The organism is Flavobacterium sp. B114r (assembly GCF_056824125.1).
On record NZ_CP124858.1, the window covers coordinates 752,912 to 769,383 of the forward strand.

Consider the following 16,472-nt stretch of genomic DNA (forward strand, 5'->3'; position numbering starts at 1 on the left):
AAAGTTAATTTGTCTATTTTAAAGACATTTAAGTATAAATTCGTTTTGCAAAAAAAATGCAAACCTAACCAATAAACTATATTTTTGTCTAACAATCAAAAAAGCAACCATGCAAAAAAGCCTATTTCTCCTTTTACTATTTTGTTTTTCTTTCGGAAATGCCCAAACTTCTTTCACAAACAATTCTATTATCCCTGCTCCCAATTCATACAAAGCAACAGGAGATAGTATTCGTTTAAACGGACAGATAAAATTTACTTTCGAAAAAAATAAATACAGCGCAAGAGAACTTAAAACTGCACAAATTTTCGAGTCGGCTATAAACTCAAATATGCCAAACAAAAAAAGCAATCTTGAAGTTTTGTTTATTGCCAAAAATCCGGCTGAATCTTTAAAAAAAGAAGCTTATAAAATTGTCATTACTCCAAAAAAGATCACCGTTACCGGAAGTGAAGAAGGATTATTTTATGCTGTTCAGAGTTTATTGCAGCTTTTACCCAACAAACCAAAAAATCAGGAAATAAAACTACCTTGTGTTACCATAGAAGATGAGCCCAGATACAGCTACCGCGGGCTTCACCTTGATGTTTGCCGTCATTTTTTCTCTGTTGATGTTATAAAAGATTTTATCGCACAAATGTCTAGCTATAAGCTAAACAACTTTCATTGGCACCTAACTGACGATCAGGGATGGAGAATTGAGATCAAAAAATACCCAAAATTAACCGAAGTAGGTTCAAAAAGAGCACAGACTTTAGTGGGAAATAAATTCGAAAGATCACCCTACTTTTTTGACGGAAATCCGTACGGAGGTTTTTATACGCAGGAAGAAATCAAAGATGTAGTGAAATTTGCCGAAGATCATTATGTTAATATTATTCCGGAAATTGAAATGCCCGGTCATGCAACTGCAGCAGTTACGGCTTATCCTAATTTATCCTGTTTTCCGGATCGTCAATATAAAGTTATAGAATATTGGGGTGTTTTTGATGATATTTTCTGCGCTGGAAAAGAGGAAACCTTTACTTTTTTAGAAGATGTTTTGACCGAAATTATGGCTTTATTCCCAAGTAAGTATATTCATATTGGTGGAGACGAATGCCCGAAAACAAAATGGAAAGAATGCCCGAATTGCCAAAAACGAATCAAAGATTTAGGATTAAAAAACGAACATGAATTACAAAGTTACCTGACCACCCGAATAGAAAAATTCCTAAATGCACACGGAAGACAAATTCTGGGCTGGGATGAAATGCTGGAAGGCGGATTGGCACCAAACGCAGCGGTAATGTCATGGCAAGGTGAGTCTGGCGGAATTGAAGCCGCAAAACAAAAACACAATGTAATCATGAATCCGGAACAAGTGCTGTATCTGGATTATAATCAAGGCTATTCGCCAAATGAACCTTTAACAATTGGAAGATTAACGACAGTTGAAAAAATGTACAACTACAACCCAACTCCTGTTGATAGTTTAACCGTTGAAGAGCAAAAATATATTATAGGAGTTCAATCGAATCTTTGGTCTGAATATTTGACGAGTCCGGCAAAATTAAATTATATGATTTATCCACGAGTATTTGCTTTAGCCGAAATTGCCTGGACAGAGCCGAAAAACAAGAATTACAATCATTTTATTTTAAACCAAATTCCTTATCATTTAGAAAAACTGGAAGCGCAGAAACGATTGTATAAAGTCCCAACACCATTTGGCTCAGATGAAACAGCATTAATCGCATCAAAATATGTTCTGGATTTAAAACCAACCATCAAAAACGGTCAAATCTTCTACACTATTGACGGTTATAACCCTGACGAAACTGCTCAACTTTACACTAAACCCGTAACGATAAACATTCCGAAAGGAGAATTCAGAATCATCAAAACAGTTCAAATCAGTTCGAGCGGAAGAAGAAGTTCGATCAATAAGATATTAGTTCGAAATCCGGATTCAAAACCGGCTCTAGCCATAAAACCAACTAAGAAAGGTTTAAAATTCGATTATTATACCGGAACATTGTTTCAGCAAGTACAAGATTTAGATTTAGCAAAACCCGTTAATTCAGGAATTTTTGAAGGTGCGATAAGCAGTGAAAAATGGAAAACGAAAACGGAGCGTTATATTGGCTTAAAATTCGACGGATACATCTATATCGCAGAAACCGCAAATTATACGATTTCGACACTTTCAGACGACGGATCGAAGCTTTTTATCGATAATGAATTAGTGGTGAATAACGACGGAATTCATTGGCTCAACGAAGCATATGGGGTCATAAAGCTGGAAAAAGGTTTTCACAAATTGAACATCAGTTATTTTGATCAGATTGGCGGAACGACCTTAACTTGTTTTATCCAGCAGGAAGGAAAAGAAAAACAAGAAATAAGCGCTTCGCAATTGTATTATGAATAAGACATAAAAAAAGGTTCCGAAATATCGGAACCTTTTTTTATAAAACTAAAAGTCTTTTATATTATCCTTTTAAGCTTGCTGATAAATACTCACGGTTCATACGTGCAATATTTTCAAGAGAAATTCCTTTAGGGCATTCTACTTCACAAGCTCCAGTATTGGTACAGTTACCAAAACCTTCAAGATCCATGTGGTGTACCATGTTTAAAACACGATCAACAGCTTCTACTTTACCTTGAGGCAACAAAGCAAATTGAGATACTTTGGCAGCAACGAACAACATTGCTGATGAGTTTTTACAAGTTGCAACACAAGCTCCACAACCAATACAAGCAGCAGCATCAAATGATTTATCTGCATCGTGTTTGTTAATTGGAATTGTATTGGCATCAATTGTATTACCTGAAGTATTTACCGAGATAAATCCTCCTGCGTGTTGAATTCTGTCAAAAGAACTTCTGTCAACCACTAAATCTTTAATTACAGGAAAAGCTTTTGCTCTAAATGGCTCGATAAAAATCGTATCACCATCTTTAAACATACGCATGTGTAATTGACAAGTTGTTACTCCTCTATCTGGTCCGTGTGCTTCTCCGTTGATGAATAATGAACACATTCCGCAAATTCCTTCACGACAATCGTGGTCAAATGCTACTGGCTCTTCTCCTTTGTTGATCAATTGTTCGTTAAGAACATCAAGCATTTCAAGGAAAGACATATCTGGTTCGATTCCGTCGATTGGGTAATCAACAATTCCCCCTTTATCTTGGGCGTTTTTCTGACGCCATATTTTTAATGTAAGTTTCATACTGTTTTAGTTTGAAAGTCCTAAAGTCGAAAGTCAAAAGCCTTATTTGAGACTTTTGACTTTCGACTTTCGACCGAATTTTATTTGTAGCTTCTTTGAACTAATTTAATGTTTTCGTAAACCAGAGCTTCTTTGTGTAATACGGCATCACTTGGTTTTCCTTTGTACTCCCAAGCTGCAACGTATGCAAAGTTTTCGTCATCACGAAGTGCTTCTCCTTCTTCAGTTTGGTATTCTTCACGGAAGTGACCTCCACAAGATTCATTACGGTGCAATGCATCTTTCGCGAATAATTCTCCTAACTCTAAGAAATCGGCAACACGTGTCGCTTTCTCTAATTCCTGATTAAATTCGTTAGCGCTTCCAGGAACTTTTACATCTTTATAAAACTCTTCACGTAAAGCAGCAATTTCTACGATAGCCTCAGATAAACCTTGAGCATTACGAGCCATACCTACTTTATCCCACATAATCTTTCCTAATTTCTTATGGAAATAATCTACAGAATGAGTTCCTTTATTATTGATAAATCTGTCGATTTGATCTTTTACTTCTTTTTCTGCTGCTACGAATTCTGGTAAATCTGTAGAAATTTCTCCCATTTTAATATCCGGAGCTAAATAATCTCCAATAGTATAAGGTAATACGAAATATCCATCAGCCAAACCTTGCATCAAAGCAGAAGCTCCTAGTCTGTTTGCACCGTGATCAGAGAAGTTAGATTCTCCAATTGAGAAACATCCCGGAATTGTAGTCATTAAGTTATAATCAACCCAGGTACCACCCATTGTGTAGTGAACTGCAGGGTAAATCATCATTGGTGTTGTATAAGGATCCTCATCGACGATTTTGTAATACATCTGGAATAAGTTTCCGTATTTACTTTTCACGATTTCAGCTCCTAATTTTGTTACTAAAGCAGCATCTTTATCATTTAAACCTTTTACGAAAGCTTCTTCAGTTCCGTAACGTTTGATCGCAGCAGCAAAATCTAAGTAAACAGCTTCTCCGGTTTTATTAACTCCAAAACCAGCATCACATCTTTCTTTTGCAGCACGAGATGCAACATCACGAGGTACTAAGTTACCAAAAGCAGGATATCTTCTTTCTAAGAAATAATCTCTTTCAGCTTCAGATAAATCAGTTGCTTTTTTCTTTCCTTCACGGATCGCTTTAGCATCTTCTTGTTTTGCAGGAACCCAAATACGACCATCATTACGTAACGATTCAGACATCAAAGTCAGTTTTGACTGGTGATCTCCAGAAACCGGGATACATGTTGGGTGAATTTGCGTGTAACAAGGATTTGCAAAAAACGCTCCTTTTTTATGTATTTTCCAAGCTGCTGTTGCGTTACTTCCCATAGCATTTGTTGACAAGAAAAACACGTTTCCGTATCCTCCAGAACCAACAACTACTGCGTGAGCAGAATGTCTTTCTATTTCTCCCGTAATAAGGTTACGAGCGATAATACCTCTCGCTTTACCGTTCACGATAACAATGTCAAGCATTTCGTGACGGTTGTACATTTTCACTTTTCCACGACCAATCTGACGGTTCATTGCAGAATAAGCTCCTAGCAATAATTGCTGACCAGTTTGTCCTTGTGCATAAAATGTACGGGAAACCAAAGTTCCTCCAAAAGAACGGTTATCTAGTAATCCACCATATTCACGAGCCAATGGAACTCCCTGAGCCACACACTGGTCAATAATATTAGTAGAAACTTCAGCCAAACGGTGAACGTTTGCCTCACGTGCACGGTAGTCACCCCCTTTTACAGTATCATAAAACAATCTGTAAACCGAGTCACCGTCACCTTTATAATTTTTTGCCGCATTGATACCACCTTGTGCTGCAATAGAGTGCGCACGACGAGGTGAATCCTGAAAACAAAATGCTTTTACGTTATATCCCTGCTCCGCTAAAGTAGCCGCAGCTGAACCTCCAGCCAAACCTGTACCAACAATAATAATATCTAAATTACGTTTGTTTGCAGGGTTCACTAAATTAATATGATCTTTATAATCTGTCCATTTGTCCGATATTGGGCCGTGTGGAATTTTTGAATCTAATGCCATTATAATTTATATTAATTATTGTTTGAAATGATGAAATAATGCGATAATCACGAAAAGTGCCGGAACTACAACTGCAAAACCGTAACCCACTTTACTTAAAAATCTAGAATATTTATTGTGCATCCCCATTGATTGAAGAGATGAACCGAATCCGTGCCAAAGGTGAAAACCTAACAACACAAATGATACACAATAGATACCAGTACGAATTGGGTCATGAAATTTATGAACTAATTCACCATAATATCTTGTAGCATCCGGTGCGGCACCTGCAATATATTTATAGGTAACTTCAGGAAACCAAAAATCATAGAAATGCAATCCTAAGAAAGCCAAAATAACCAATCCAGAAATAATCATATTTCTAGAACTCCAGGAAGCATTAGCAGCTCCATTGTACTTTGCATATGCAATTGGTCTCGCAGCAGTGTTCTGAGCAGTCAATACAAATCCCATAACGAAATGGAAAATTACCCCGATTGCCAAAACTGGTTGCATTACATATTGAATCAGCGGATTGTATCCCATAAAGTGAGACGCTTCGTTAAAAACATCTTTACTAATAATAGAAATGAAATTTAAGGAAACATGCAGCGCTAAAAACGTGATTAAGAATATTCCCGAAAGGGCCATAGCCACTTTCTTTAAGATGGAAGCATTCAATAGTGCAGATTGTGCCATAATTGTTTAAGTAGTTTGTTTTAAAAAATTATACAAAAATAAAGCAATTAGACATGAACTACAACCATTTCGTTGTTATTTATAATGATTTTAAAGAGCTTTGCCCAATATTATTGCAAATTATTTAAAAACAAGAAAATAGATATTTTTCACAAGCCATTTTAACCTATTTCTAACTTTTACATAATTACCAAATTGCTATTTTTAGTCCCAATTTGATTTATTTTTCTCAAAAATAAACGCTACAACGATTTTAATCAACGAAAACAAGTAAATTCTAGAAGCATAATTTTACCTTTATCAGCTTCAAAAAACATGATAATGAAAACAGGAATTGACGCTATCTCTTTTGATGTAGCCAACATACATTTACCCATAAAAACCTTGGCAATTGCCAGAAACATTGAGCCTGAAAAATTAAAGAAAGGCCTCGGATTAATCAAAATGACTTTGCCGGACGTTCATCAGGACGCAGTTGTTTTTGGAGCAAACGCTTTGACTAAACTTATTCTTGAAAACGAAATAAACCTAAACGAAATTAGCAGGATTTATGTTGGGACAGAAAGCGGAATCGATAGCTCTAAACCTATCAGTTCTTTCTTAATCAGCTTAATGGAACAGAAATTTGGAGAAGATTCTCTGGAAAAATGTGATGTTGTCGATTTTACATTTGCCTGTATTGGCGGTGTAGACGCTTTACAAAACTGTATCGATTTTGTAAAACTAAATCCATCCAAAAAAGCAATAGTTGTTACGACTGATTTTGCGAAATATGATTTGAATTCAACAGGAGAATATACACAAGGTGCCGGAGCTCTTGCAATGCTAATAACATCGAACCCTAGAATTATTGCTTTTGATCATAATTGGGCAACAAGTACAAAAGGTGTTTTTGATTTTTTTAAACCCTACAGAACTATCTCAAAGGAATCGATTACGCAAAATGAGAATAACGATCCTTGGTTTGATAATTTAGAAGCCGAAATCGAAATTCATAAAGACCAGCCCGTTTTTGATGGTCAATATTCGAATCAATGCTATATGGATCGTACGAGATCTGCTTACTTTTCATTCAAGAAACTAAAAAACACAACCGAAACTTTATACAATTCCTGGAACAGCATTATCATGCACCTTCCCTACTCTTTTCAGGGACGCCGAATGTTATCTGAAATTTATGCTTTAGATCATGCTGATAAAATTATTGCAGACAATATTGAACCAGCAGATTATCAAACTAAAATCAAAGAAGTTGGGAAATCTGATGAGTACAGAAAATTCGTAACCGAGAAATTACAGCCTGCAGAATTGGCTTCTTCTTTAATTGGAAATCTTTATACAGGATCTATTTTCATGGGATTATTATCTACTTTGGCTCATTATTATGATACCAAACAAGACGTTACAGGAACTAAATTTGGATTCCTGGCTTACGGAAGCGGCTCTAAATCTAAAGTATTTGAAGGAACAATTCAACCGGAATGGCAATCGGCTTTAGTCAAAACTAAACTTTTTGAAAATTTAGAAGAAAGTGTAGAAATAGGTTTTGAAACTTATGAAAGTCTTCATAAAAAAGAACAAAAACAAAGTGTGAGAACCCCTAAAAACGAGTGGATTTTAGATCGAATCGAAAAAGAAATTCCTAATTTGATTGGGGCGAGATATTATAAGTGGATCGAATAAAAATTAAATTCCAATTAAATGCGCCTAACCTTTGTCAAAGCTTTAAACCAAGAGTGTAAGGAACTTTATTTTATGTATTGAATGTCTCTATTTTAGCAGGATCCCCACCACAATGTATTACTATTTGTTGAATGATTTCATTTTGTAATTGATTACAAAATGAAATTTTGGGGATCTTATATCCTTTTAATTCATTTAGTTTTATATAACTCAAGAGCAAGATTGATGCAATTAAAATAATATATATCATTACCTGAATTCCATTCCACTGTCTTGAAAAATAGTGCTTAAAATTCATTTCTTGCTTTATAAATCTAAAGAAACGCTCAATGTCCCAACGCTTTTTATAAATTTCTGCTATTTGATCTGCCGTAAATTCTTCTTCTGGCAAATTGCTTAAAAACAAGATCTTCTCTCCATCAGATTTTAATATCCCTTCCACTAATCTAAAAACTATTTTAGTCTTTTTTTGATTCGAGTAAAGATAAACCCTGCTATGTTTTGTTAATTTAAGAATATCATTTTCAAAATCCAATGGAGTGACCTTACTGCCTTTCTCTACTTCATATTTAGATGATTTATAAATTCGGGTTACAAAATATTTATCATCAGTAGAGAGATCAACCATTGTTTTTCTATTCTTCATTCCACGATCAAAAACGGCAATATCTTTTTTGTTGGCTATGTGCTCTTCTAGAATATTGCCCAAAGCCAAATCTTCACTAATCATTTTTTGATCCTTGTGAAACTTTACATTAAAGGGCAATTCATTAAAACCAATTGTAAATTTTATACTATTTTTGCCCTGTTCTCCTTTTTTGTTTTTCTGCCCATTTCGCATCCCGAAACTTAACAAAGAAGCAGATAAGCTTGTAATTGTGGAATCATACAAACTTAATTTGATCTTATCTTTATCATTGAGTTTATCCTGAAAAACAGTAACGGTGTGCTGATAAAGTTTTTCGAAATACTCAACGTTTATTTTTCCTATTCTCTCTGCAATACTGCTGTGACTTACACTTTTATCTTTGGGAATTTGAGCATATTTACAAAAAAAATGATTCTCATAAAAATTCTCAAATACTCTAGAGCTGGCTCTATTTTCATTTAAGACTCCAAAAACACAAAGTTTAAATAATTCCTTGCCTTTTAGTTTTTTAGCATTCCAGTCAACCATAGTTTGCTGAGCAAAAAAATCAAGTTGATCTTCTGAAATATAATTTAATATTTCTTTTACTTCTGTTCTGATTTGCATTTTCTGATAGATTTATAAATACAGAAAATAAAAATAATAGTTTTTTACAAAAGTTCCTTACACTCTTGGCTTTAAACTTTGACAAAGGTTTTTTTACGTACAATCTTGGTCATCGAAACAAAGCAAAACTCTGAAAAATGATTAACCACATTACAGCACACACACAACATCTTGTCATTTTCGAAGGGAGAAATCAGATAAAGCAAATCAGCAACAGCACTTTATCCCCGCGTGTAATTTCTCCTCCGTCGAAATGACAAAAAAGTATTACGTTCAGTAAAAACAAGAAGAATACCATTCCTTTTTATGTTGTTCTGTATAATTTTGATTTCCTCTAATGGTTTGATCTTCCTCGTTCATTCCGTTTACCATTCCCAACATAAAGGCGGTTATTATTACAATGAGTTTTCTTTTTATCCACTTCTCATCACCGTAAAGCTTACTTATAAATAGTAAACTTATTATGCGATAAACTAAAACCAAGATTCTCATAAATCAGCACATTTTCTACGCGCCTTTTATTGGTGGTAACTTCAATACTTTTCAAATTATTCTGATCTGCAAAATCTTTTATTTCATTTATCAGTAACCGACCAATGCCTTGACCACAATGCTTTTTATCAATAAAAAATTCCTGAATTTCTTCAACCGGACCACAATGATGCAAAAGATTCTGGGTATGAAAACTAACAAAACCTACACATTCATTTTCGTTTTCTGAGAGTAAATATAGACTGTTTAGATTCGAAATGTTTTCATTGAATATTATTGCAAAAACCTCGAAATCTACAACTTCATTTTCAAGTTCGCAGATTGACTTATAAACAAAATCTAAATCTTGTTTTTCGACTTTTCTAATTTTGATATTTGATTTCATATTCAATTTACAAGTTACCATAAACCACAATATGTTCAGCGTAGGTTAATTTATCGTTTAACCAATTTATTATTTCAGTCAAAAAAGCTTTCTCCTTTTTTTATTATCCTTTTCTATATGTTTTATTTTTTCAACAATCTATATGATCGTTTTATGATCAAAAAAATTATGCACAGTAGTATCAAATCCATTATCAAGTATATCATTTCACGGATTTCGTAATGGAAAAACAGATTGAAACTCTTTCAAGATAAGATCGAAATCTTCTGCCGAAACAAAAGCATCATTCCGTTTATCCGTTTTGTAGAATTCCCTTTCTCCATTCGCAGGCCATAAAATAAAACCAATTTTTGAAGATGCTGTTTTTCCTGTTGATATGATAATCGATTTTTGATTAATCCTTTCAATAGTCTTTATTATATCACACTTACAAATTCCATAATTTTCTTTTGCTATTTCATAATTGCATTCGGTCTTTAAACAGATTTCTTTAATATTAGTATCATGAAATTCTTTTTCGCATAATAATACATCACCATCATTTTTTTTAAGAAGCTGAACAGCAATACTTAAAGGAATCGAAATTCTGCTTCTTAATATTTTTAATTTTTCATCGTTCATTTTTCAAATCATAAATATTCACTCGACCCAAGACGCACAAATTTAACTTTATATTTTTGAACATATTTATTCCATTCCGTTTTATACTTTTCATTATTATAAATAGCGACTGCATAATCAGCAACTTCTTGACTAAAATGATTGCCAAAAATAGCATCAAGATTCTCAATTCCATAATCAATTACTCGTTTTAAGATCGCTAATTTATCTTTTCTGTTTTCTTTGCAAACTTTGTCGAGCCATAATCCTTTTCCAATTTTTACATATTCTTCGAGTAAACTATCGGTAATAAATTCAGAAGGAACATCATTGATATTAGGTTCGTTTTTGCCGTTTTTGAATGTCGTTAAAATTAATTCTTCCGAATAAAATTCATTTGGAATCAACGAAATCAATGTTCCACTCTGAGCAGCTTTTAAGCAAAGTTCTTTTGTTATAAACTGATCAGGTATTTTCTGAATTGCAAAACCATCTTTACTCACTAATTTTTCACAAAGTTCCGGCGTAATAAAATCCTGACCAACATAATCTAAAGCATGAAATGTTTTATTTAATGCCAACTCACACAATTCTCGAGTTTTAAACTGAAGCGGAACTAATTTTAAATCTCTATAATTTGATTTCATCCTATTTTGCCAATACTCATAGGTTTTTGCAGGCGGATTATTTTGTTTTAAAATCAATTCTCCAAATTCCAGTTCCCGTTTTAATTCTTCGAAAGTTCCTATTAAAGGATTATCAAGATGCTGGCGCAATTCGATTGATATAACATTTTCATTAAGATCATCATCATATTGGCAGGCATTTTTAGGGTCAAGATCTTCTGTTTTATCATTATAATAAAACAACTCATTTTTTTGTTTTGCAAAAGTGGTGTAATGATCGTCGACTATAAAAACCGGAGCTTCTATAATGCCAGAGCATTTAAAATTTCCGTGATTGTACGAAGTCATTACAGCTTCCTTGGCTTTTACGTTGCCTATTATTTCGACATTAGAACCGCCCAATAATAAACTCTGGCAATCGACATCTCCATTAATATAAATATAAGGTCCGTAATCTCCTTCGGCATTTATAATGCTTCCGGTTGTAGAGAAATTTCCGTTTATTAAAATCCCTTCGATTCTTATCGCATCAATTTCTTTTAATGGAAGACTTAAGATATTAGCAAGCCATTTTTTTTCTTTATCTTCATAAATATCCAAATAGAAGTTGCCTTCGAAATTTAAATCTTCGTCTGAAACTAAAAAGAAATCCTGATCGTCCCATTCATCAAAATAATCAAATCCTTCATGATCAATTAGAAATGAATATTGCGATTTTATGTCTTTTATTGTTACTAGTTTAAAACTTGAATTTTGCATTTTAATTTTATTAATCGAAGTTGATTTTTCTTTACTATCAAGATTACACATTTCTATATTCAAAATCAACAATAGTCAGAAAAATTGTATTTTTTCATTCGAGAAAACAATTTACAAAATGTATCTTACAAACAAACACTTGTTTTCTACCAAAACCAAGACACATCAGTAGAAACATTAGCCGAATCAGAGAGCTTAAAGACATGAAACAAGAAGCACTTGCACAAGCAATTGGCACGACTCAACAATCTATTTCTATTATTGAAGGAAGCGAAAGTGTTGATGATGAAAAACTTAAAGCAATTGCCGAAGCTCTGGGCGTTCCTACCGAAGTAATAAGGAATTTTTCTGAAGAAGCTGTTTTTAATATTATTGAAAATACTTTTGATATAGAAAACAACAATGGTTCTGCAATTAGTTACGGATGTACTTTTAATCCGTTTGATAAACTTCTTGAAGCTTTTGAAGAGAATAAAAAACTTTACCAATTATTAATTCAAGCAGAAAAAGAGAAAGTTGCTTTTTTAGAGAAGTTATTGAATGAGAAAAAGTAATTTCTACAAAAGATATATTTATAGAAAAACCGAAGTTTGACTGCTTCGGTTTTTTTATAAATAATTTTGTAATGTCTTCTCCATCGAAATAACAAGATTATAAAAAACTTAGTGCCTTAGTGTCTTCGTGGCAAAACCTAAACAAATAAGAAAACTTTAATAAATCAATCTTAGCCGATTCTCTTAAATTCACTATTTTTGAAATTCGAAGTTCAAAACTCACATTATTATGAAATATCATCAAATAAACAGCGCTCTTTTTGTAAAAAACCGCAAAAAATTCACGGCAGAAATGAAACCTAACAGTGTTGCCGTTTTCAACTCAAATGACATTTATCCGGTTAGTGCAGATAGTACTTTGCCATTTGCACAGCACAGAGATATTTTTTATCTAAGTGGTGTCGATCAAGAAGAAAGCATTTTGCTTTTGTTTCCGGATGCACCTTATGAGAACCAAAAAGAGATTCTTTTCCTGAAAGAAACAAACGATCATATTGCAGTTTGGGAAGGCGAAAAGTTAAGCAAAGAACGCGCATTTCAGGTTTCGGGCATCAGAACGGTTTATTGGCTGCAGGATTTTCATAAAGTTTTGAACGAAATGATGACGTATGCAGATACGATGTACATTAACACAAACGAACATTACCGTGCAACAGTAGAAACTGAAACTCGCGAGGCTCGTTTTGTAAAATGGTGGAAAGAACGTTATCCTGCACACCAAGTAGCAAAAAGCAACCCAATCTTACAACGCATTCGTTCTGTAAAAGAAAGCGAAGAAATCGATTTGATTCAGCAAGCTTGTGATATTACGGAGAAAGGTTTCCGTAGATTATTATCGTTTGTAAAACCAAATGTTACTGAATACGAAATCGAAGCCGAATTGATTCACGAATTCGTTCGTAACCGCTCTAAAGGTTTTGCTTATACGCCAATTATTGCTTCAGGAAATAATGCGAACGTTTTGCATTATATCGAGAACAATCAACAGTGCAAAGCCGGAGATTTAATTTTACTTGATGTTGCGGCTGAATATGCAAACTATTCTAGCGATATGACAAGAACGATTCCGGTTTCGGGAAAATTCTCAGATCGTCAAAAAGCGGTTTACAATGCTGTTTTGAGAGTAAAAAACGAGGCTACAAAAATGTTGGCTCCGGGAACACTTTGGAAACAATATCATATTGAAGTGGGTAAAATCATGACCTCAGAACTACTTGGTTTAGGTTTACTGGACAAAGCCGATGTTCAGAACGAAAACCCGGAATGGCCTGCTTACAAAAAATATTTCATGCACGGAACTTCTCACCACATGGGTCTTGATACGCACGATTACGGCTTGCTTCACGAACCTATGAAAGCTAATATGGTTTTTACGGTTGAACCGGGGATTTATATTCCAGGCGAAAAATTCGGAATCCGTTTAGAAGACAATGTTGTGGTTCAGGAAAAAGGAGAACCTTTTAACCTGATGCGCAATATTCCGGTTGAAGTAGATGAAATCGAAAGTTTGATGAATTCTTAAAGAAAGAGAAAAGAATATAGATTATCGAATAAAAACGGCTGGCAGAAATGTTAGCCATTTTTTTTATCAGAATTAAAATTTAATAATTTAAAAAGTTTGCTACGAATTCCACAAATTTTCACTAATTATTATTCCCTTTAATTCTATTAATAAAAAGCATAAATAAAATTCGTGCAATTCAATTTTTGAAGTTCCTTTTGATTCGTGTAAATTTGTGAAATTCGTGGCGAAAAAAAATCTTCGCTAACAAAACCCATTTAAAAATAATATTTTGAAAACTCTTTTATATAAAAATACCACAATTTCTTATACCGATTCAGGCAAAGGAACGGCGATTGTATTTCTTCACGGTTTTTTAGAAAATAAAAAAATGTGGAGTGATTATGTCGATTTTTTCTCTGAACAATATCACATCATCACAATCGATTTGTTAGGTCATGGCAAATCTGATTCTTTAGGATATGTGCACTCTATGGAGGACAATGCAAAGGTTGTTCATGAAGTTTTAGCCCATCTACAGGTTGAAAAAGCCATTATTATTGGTCATTCTATGGGTGGTTATGTTGGTTTGGCTTTCGCCGAATTATTCCCCAAAAACATCAACAAACTGGTTCTGCTAAACTCTACATCTAAAGCAGATAGCCACGAGAAAAAAATAAACCGAAATCGCGCTATCAAAGCGGTAAAACAAAATTATATAAATTTCGTAAATCTTGCGATTGGCAACTTGTTCAGCGAAAACAACAGAGCCAGATTGACCGAAGAAATTGAAGAAGCCAAGATTCAGGCTTTAAAAACTCCTTTGCAGGGAATTGTGGCTTCGCTTGAAGGAATGAAAATTCGAAAAGACAGGGTATTGCTTTTGCAAAAGAATTTATTTCCCGTTTTATTGATTTTAGGCAAAAAAGATCCTGTTTTAAATTACGAGGAAAGCATTCTTCAAATCGAAAATACCAATGCAAAACTGGTTTCTTTTGATGACGGACATATGAGCCAGATTGAAAACAAGAAGGAATTAAAAACTGTATTATTAGATTTCTTCGAATAATACCATCATTATAAAAATCGGATAGGAGCCTAGGGATTAATTCCCTAGGCGACCTTCCACACCACCCGGCATACGGATCCGTACCAAGGCGGTTCTTAATTTACGATACATTTTAAGATAGATACCTAACCTAAAGTACTTCCGTGAGGTTGTTTTCAGTTATCCCAATAAAGGTCTGCACTCCCTGGTAGCTGTCGGATTCCGTCCTATCCTTTCCAAGGTAGTTATCAAATTACTTGATATTTTCTGCATTCGTGCCTTCATAGGTAACATTCATTTACTACTCACTTAATTAAGTTCAGTCCTTCGGTACTCATTTACAGTACCTACTATGACCTCTGCTGACTTCTTATAGCAATTGTTATCCATAAGTGCTTTTCTTAAAAAAAAACTCCCCCTATGTCTATAAGACCTCCCCAGGTAAGAACGACAACTTTCCTCTCATATACCTGCTATATTTACCATGATGTTTCCGTACAGTTTTGGACTTCAGTTTGTGTTGCAACCTTATCCAACATCTTTGGCCTTTTATATAGTTTCTGTTCGTCAGGTCAAGAGTTTGCCTACTGCTTCCTTCAGATTCCACCTCGCGATGGACACCCTTGCATTCAGCTAACACTTCCCACTGTAAAGGCGTGTTCGGGACTTACACCCTAGAGTTATCGCCCATGCTGGGCACACAACAAAAAAGGCTGTTCAGAAATTCTGAACAGCCTTTTCTCATTATTGGGGCAAATATTATAGTTTTGAAATAATGTCTTTTTTGAATTTAGACAAAGTCGCTCTTGTTAATCCAAGGTTCGCTTTTGTTGAATCTACAGCTAAATAAATAAAATATTTACCATCTTCAGATACATCTATAATATGTATTTGATCTGTTAGTGTAATTAAGATATCATTGATTTTTTGGTTTAATCCTAAAGCTTTAATAGCGCTTAATTTTGCTTTTACAACTTCTAAATTATAAGCAGATGCTAATTCCGGGTCAAAATTTGGATTTAAAGAAAGTGAAGAATAAGACATTCCCGTTTCAACTTCAGTTACTGAAACAGCAATGAATCCGTTGATATTTTCTTTTAAATCGTTTTGAAAATTCTGTAAAAAATCTGACATGTTTTAATTGTATTTAAATTAATTATTGAAAACGGTATCCATCTTGCGCAGCAAAAGTCCCATTTTACTTATATCTTTAGAAAGCAACGCAACGCAGTTATCCTGCTCGTCTTTATTAGCCACCACAATACCATCTTTATTCTTAATCATGACTTGTTTAAGATCTCCATTATTAACATCTTCAGACATTTCTAAACACATCTTAAGTATCATTCCAATCATTGCCGCTACATTACCATCATACTCTAAATTAACAGATTCCAACAAGATGCCATCTATATTAAAAGTCAATCCAGATTCAGCCCCAGTTTCTTCTACAAGTGTATTTAAATCAATCATATCTTTTGTTATTCATTTTTAAGAAGGGTCAAAGATATTTTAATAAACAGAATTGTCCGATAAACACTTGTTAAAAAAAAAGGCACACGTAACCATTTGAAATACTTTTATTT

At 33.9% G+C, this 16,472-nt stretch carries 14 protein-coding genes; 5 read left to right on the forward strand and 9 right to left on the reverse strand.

Features of this window, described 5'->3' with window-relative positions:
- Positions 1 to 109: 109 nt before the first annotated feature.
- Complete coding sequence (locus QLQ94_RS03485; protein WP_482499215.1) at positions 110 to 2,413, forward strand: family 20 glycosylhydrolase; 2,304 nt, start codon at positions 110 to 112, stop codon at positions 2,411 to 2,413.
- A gap of 61 nt (positions 2,414 to 2,474) precedes the next feature.
- On the opposite strand, the gene QLQ94_RS03490 is transcribed toward QLQ94_RS03485, so the two are convergent.
- From QLQ94_RS03490 to QLQ94_RS03500, 3 genes are all read right to left on the reverse strand, one after another.
- On the reverse strand, positions 2,475 to 3,221 hold the full coding sequence (locus QLQ94_RS03490) for a succinate dehydrogenase/fumarate reductase iron-sulfur subunit (RefSeq protein ID WP_271338214.1): 747 nt from the start codon (positions 3,219 to 3,221) through the stop codon (positions 2,475 to 2,477).
- 80 nt (positions 3,222 to 3,301) lie between these two features.
- A complete protein-coding gene (locus QLQ94_RS03495) occupies positions 3,302 to 5,302 on the reverse strand; it encodes a fumarate reductase/succinate dehydrogenase flavoprotein subunit (protein ID WP_271338215.1) in 2,001 nt (666 codons plus the stop codon).
- Between the two features lie 15 nt (positions 5,303 to 5,317).
- On the reverse strand, positions 5,318 to 5,983 hold the full coding sequence (locus QLQ94_RS03500) for a succinate dehydrogenase cytochrome b subunit (protein ID WP_271338216.1): 666 nt from the start codon (positions 5,981 to 5,983) through the stop codon (positions 5,318 to 5,320).
- 321 nt (positions 5,984 to 6,304) lie between these two features.
- Between QLQ94_RS03500 and QLQ94_RS03505 the strand changes: the two genes are divergently transcribed.
- The gene (locus QLQ94_RS03505) at positions 6,305 to 7,666 is read left to right on the forward strand and encodes a hydroxymethylglutaryl-CoA synthase family protein (RefSeq protein WP_271338217.1); all 1,362 of its coding nucleotides are present in this window, start codon (positions 6,305 to 6,307) and stop codon (positions 7,664 to 7,666) included.
- 70 nt (positions 7,667 to 7,736) lie between these two features.
- On the opposite strand, the gene QLQ94_RS03510 is transcribed toward QLQ94_RS03505, so the two are convergent.
- From QLQ94_RS03510 to QLQ94_RS03525, 4 genes are all read right to left on the reverse strand, one after another.
- Positions 7,737 to 8,921, reverse strand: coding sequence for an IS4 family transposase (locus QLQ94_RS03510; protein WP_482498835.1), 1,185 nt, complete (start codon positions 8,919 to 8,921; stop codon positions 7,737 to 7,739).
- Between the two features lie 439 nt (positions 8,922 to 9,360).
- Positions 9,361 to 9,798 (reverse strand): GNAT family N-acetyltransferase, encoded by a 438-nt coding sequence (locus tag QLQ94_RS03515; protein ID WP_271338749.1) that lies wholly within the window; start codon positions 9,796 to 9,798, stop codon positions 9,361 to 9,363.
- A 207-nt stretch (positions 9,799 to 10,005) separates the two neighbouring features.
- On the reverse strand, positions 10,006 to 10,419 hold the full coding sequence (locus QLQ94_RS03520) for a hypothetical protein (protein WP_271338750.1): 414 nt from the start codon (positions 10,417 to 10,419) through the stop codon (positions 10,006 to 10,008).
- 8 nt (positions 10,420 to 10,427) lie between these two features.
- A complete protein-coding gene (locus QLQ94_RS03525; RefSeq protein ID WP_271338751.1) occupies positions 10,428 to 11,783 on the reverse strand; it encodes a bactofilin family protein in 1,356 nt (451 codons plus the stop codon).
- Between the two features lie 122 nt (positions 11,784 to 11,905).
- Here QLQ94_RS03525 and QLQ94_RS03530 point away from each other — a divergent pair, with 122 nt between their 5' ends.
- The 3 genes from QLQ94_RS03530 (at position 11,906) to QLQ94_RS03540 (ending at position 14,907) form a co-directional block, all read left to right on the forward strand.
- Positions 11,906 to 12,337 (forward strand): helix-turn-helix domain-containing protein, encoded by a 432-nt coding sequence (locus tag QLQ94_RS03530; protein ID WP_271338754.1) that lies wholly within the window; start codon positions 11,906 to 11,908, stop codon positions 12,335 to 12,337.
- A 229-nt stretch (positions 12,338 to 12,566) separates the two neighbouring features.
- On the forward strand, positions 12,567 to 13,859 hold the full coding sequence (locus QLQ94_RS03535; protein ID WP_271338752.1) for an aminopeptidase P family protein: 1,293 nt from the start codon (positions 12,567 to 12,569) through the stop codon (positions 13,857 to 13,859).
- Positions 13,860 to 14,130: 271 nt separating this feature from the next.
- Complete coding sequence (locus QLQ94_RS03540) at positions 14,131 to 14,907, forward strand: alpha/beta fold hydrolase (RefSeq protein WP_271338753.1); 777 nt, start codon at positions 14,131 to 14,133, stop codon at positions 14,905 to 14,907.
- Positions 14,908 to 15,645: 738 nt separating this feature from the next.
- Here the strand turns inward: QLQ94_RS03540 and QLQ94_RS03545 are convergent.
- Positions 15,646 to 16,020, reverse strand: coding sequence for a hypothetical protein (locus QLQ94_RS03545; RefSeq protein WP_271337246.1), 375 nt, complete (start codon positions 16,018 to 16,020; stop codon positions 15,646 to 15,648).
- Positions 16,021 to 16,038: 18 nt separating this feature from the next.
- A complete protein-coding gene (locus QLQ94_RS03550) occupies positions 16,039 to 16,359 on the reverse strand; it encodes a roadblock/LC7 domain-containing protein (RefSeq protein ID WP_078006835.1) in 321 nt (106 codons plus the stop codon).
- Between the last annotated feature and the right edge of the window lie 113 nt (positions 16,360 to 16,472).

Bases quoted from the DNA above. Each gene is read 5' to 3' on its own strand.
- QLQ94_RS03485 (WP_482499215.1), top strand. From the start codon at position 110: ATGCAAAAAAGCCTATTTCTCCTTTTACTATTTTGTTTTTCTTTCGGA.
- QLQ94_RS03490 (WP_271338214.1), bottom strand. From the start codon at position 3,221: ATGAAACTTACATTAAAAATATGGCGTCAGAAAAACGCCCAAGATAAA.
- QLQ94_RS03495 (WP_271338215.1), bottom strand. From the start codon at position 5,302: ATGGCATTAGATTCAAAAATTCCACACGGCCCAATATCGGACAAATGG.
- QLQ94_RS03500 (WP_271338216.1), bottom strand. From the start codon at position 5,983: ATGGCACAATCTGCACTATTGAATGCTTCCATCTTAAAGAAAGTGGCT.
- QLQ94_RS03505 (WP_271338217.1), top strand. From the start codon at position 6,305: ATGAAAACAGGAATTGACGCTATCTCTTTTGATGTAGCCAACATACAT.
- QLQ94_RS03510 (WP_482498835.1), bottom strand. From the start codon at position 8,921: ATGCAAATCAGAACAGAAGTAAAAGAAATATTAAATTATATTTCAGAA.
- QLQ94_RS03515 (WP_271338749.1), bottom strand. From the start codon at position 9,798: ATGAAATCAAATATCAAAATTAGAAAAGTCGAAAAACAAGATTTAGAT.
- QLQ94_RS03520 (WP_271338750.1), bottom strand. From the start codon at position 10,419: ATGAACGATGAAAAATTAAAAATATTAAGAAGCAGAATTTCGATTCCT.
- QLQ94_RS03525 (WP_271338751.1), bottom strand. From the start codon at position 11,783: ATGCAAAATTCAAGTTTTAAACTAGTAACAATAAAAGACATAAAATCG.
- QLQ94_RS03535 (WP_271338752.1), top strand. From the start codon at position 12,567: ATGAAATATCATCAAATAAACAGCGCTCTTTTTGTAAAAAACCGCAAA.
- QLQ94_RS03545 (WP_271337246.1), bottom strand. From the start codon at position 16,020: ATGTCAGATTTTTTACAGAATTTTCAAAACGATTTAAAAGAAAATATC.
- QLQ94_RS03550 (WP_078006835.1), bottom strand. From the start codon at position 16,359: ATGATTGATTTAAATACACTTGTAGAAGAAACTGGGGCTGAATCTGGA.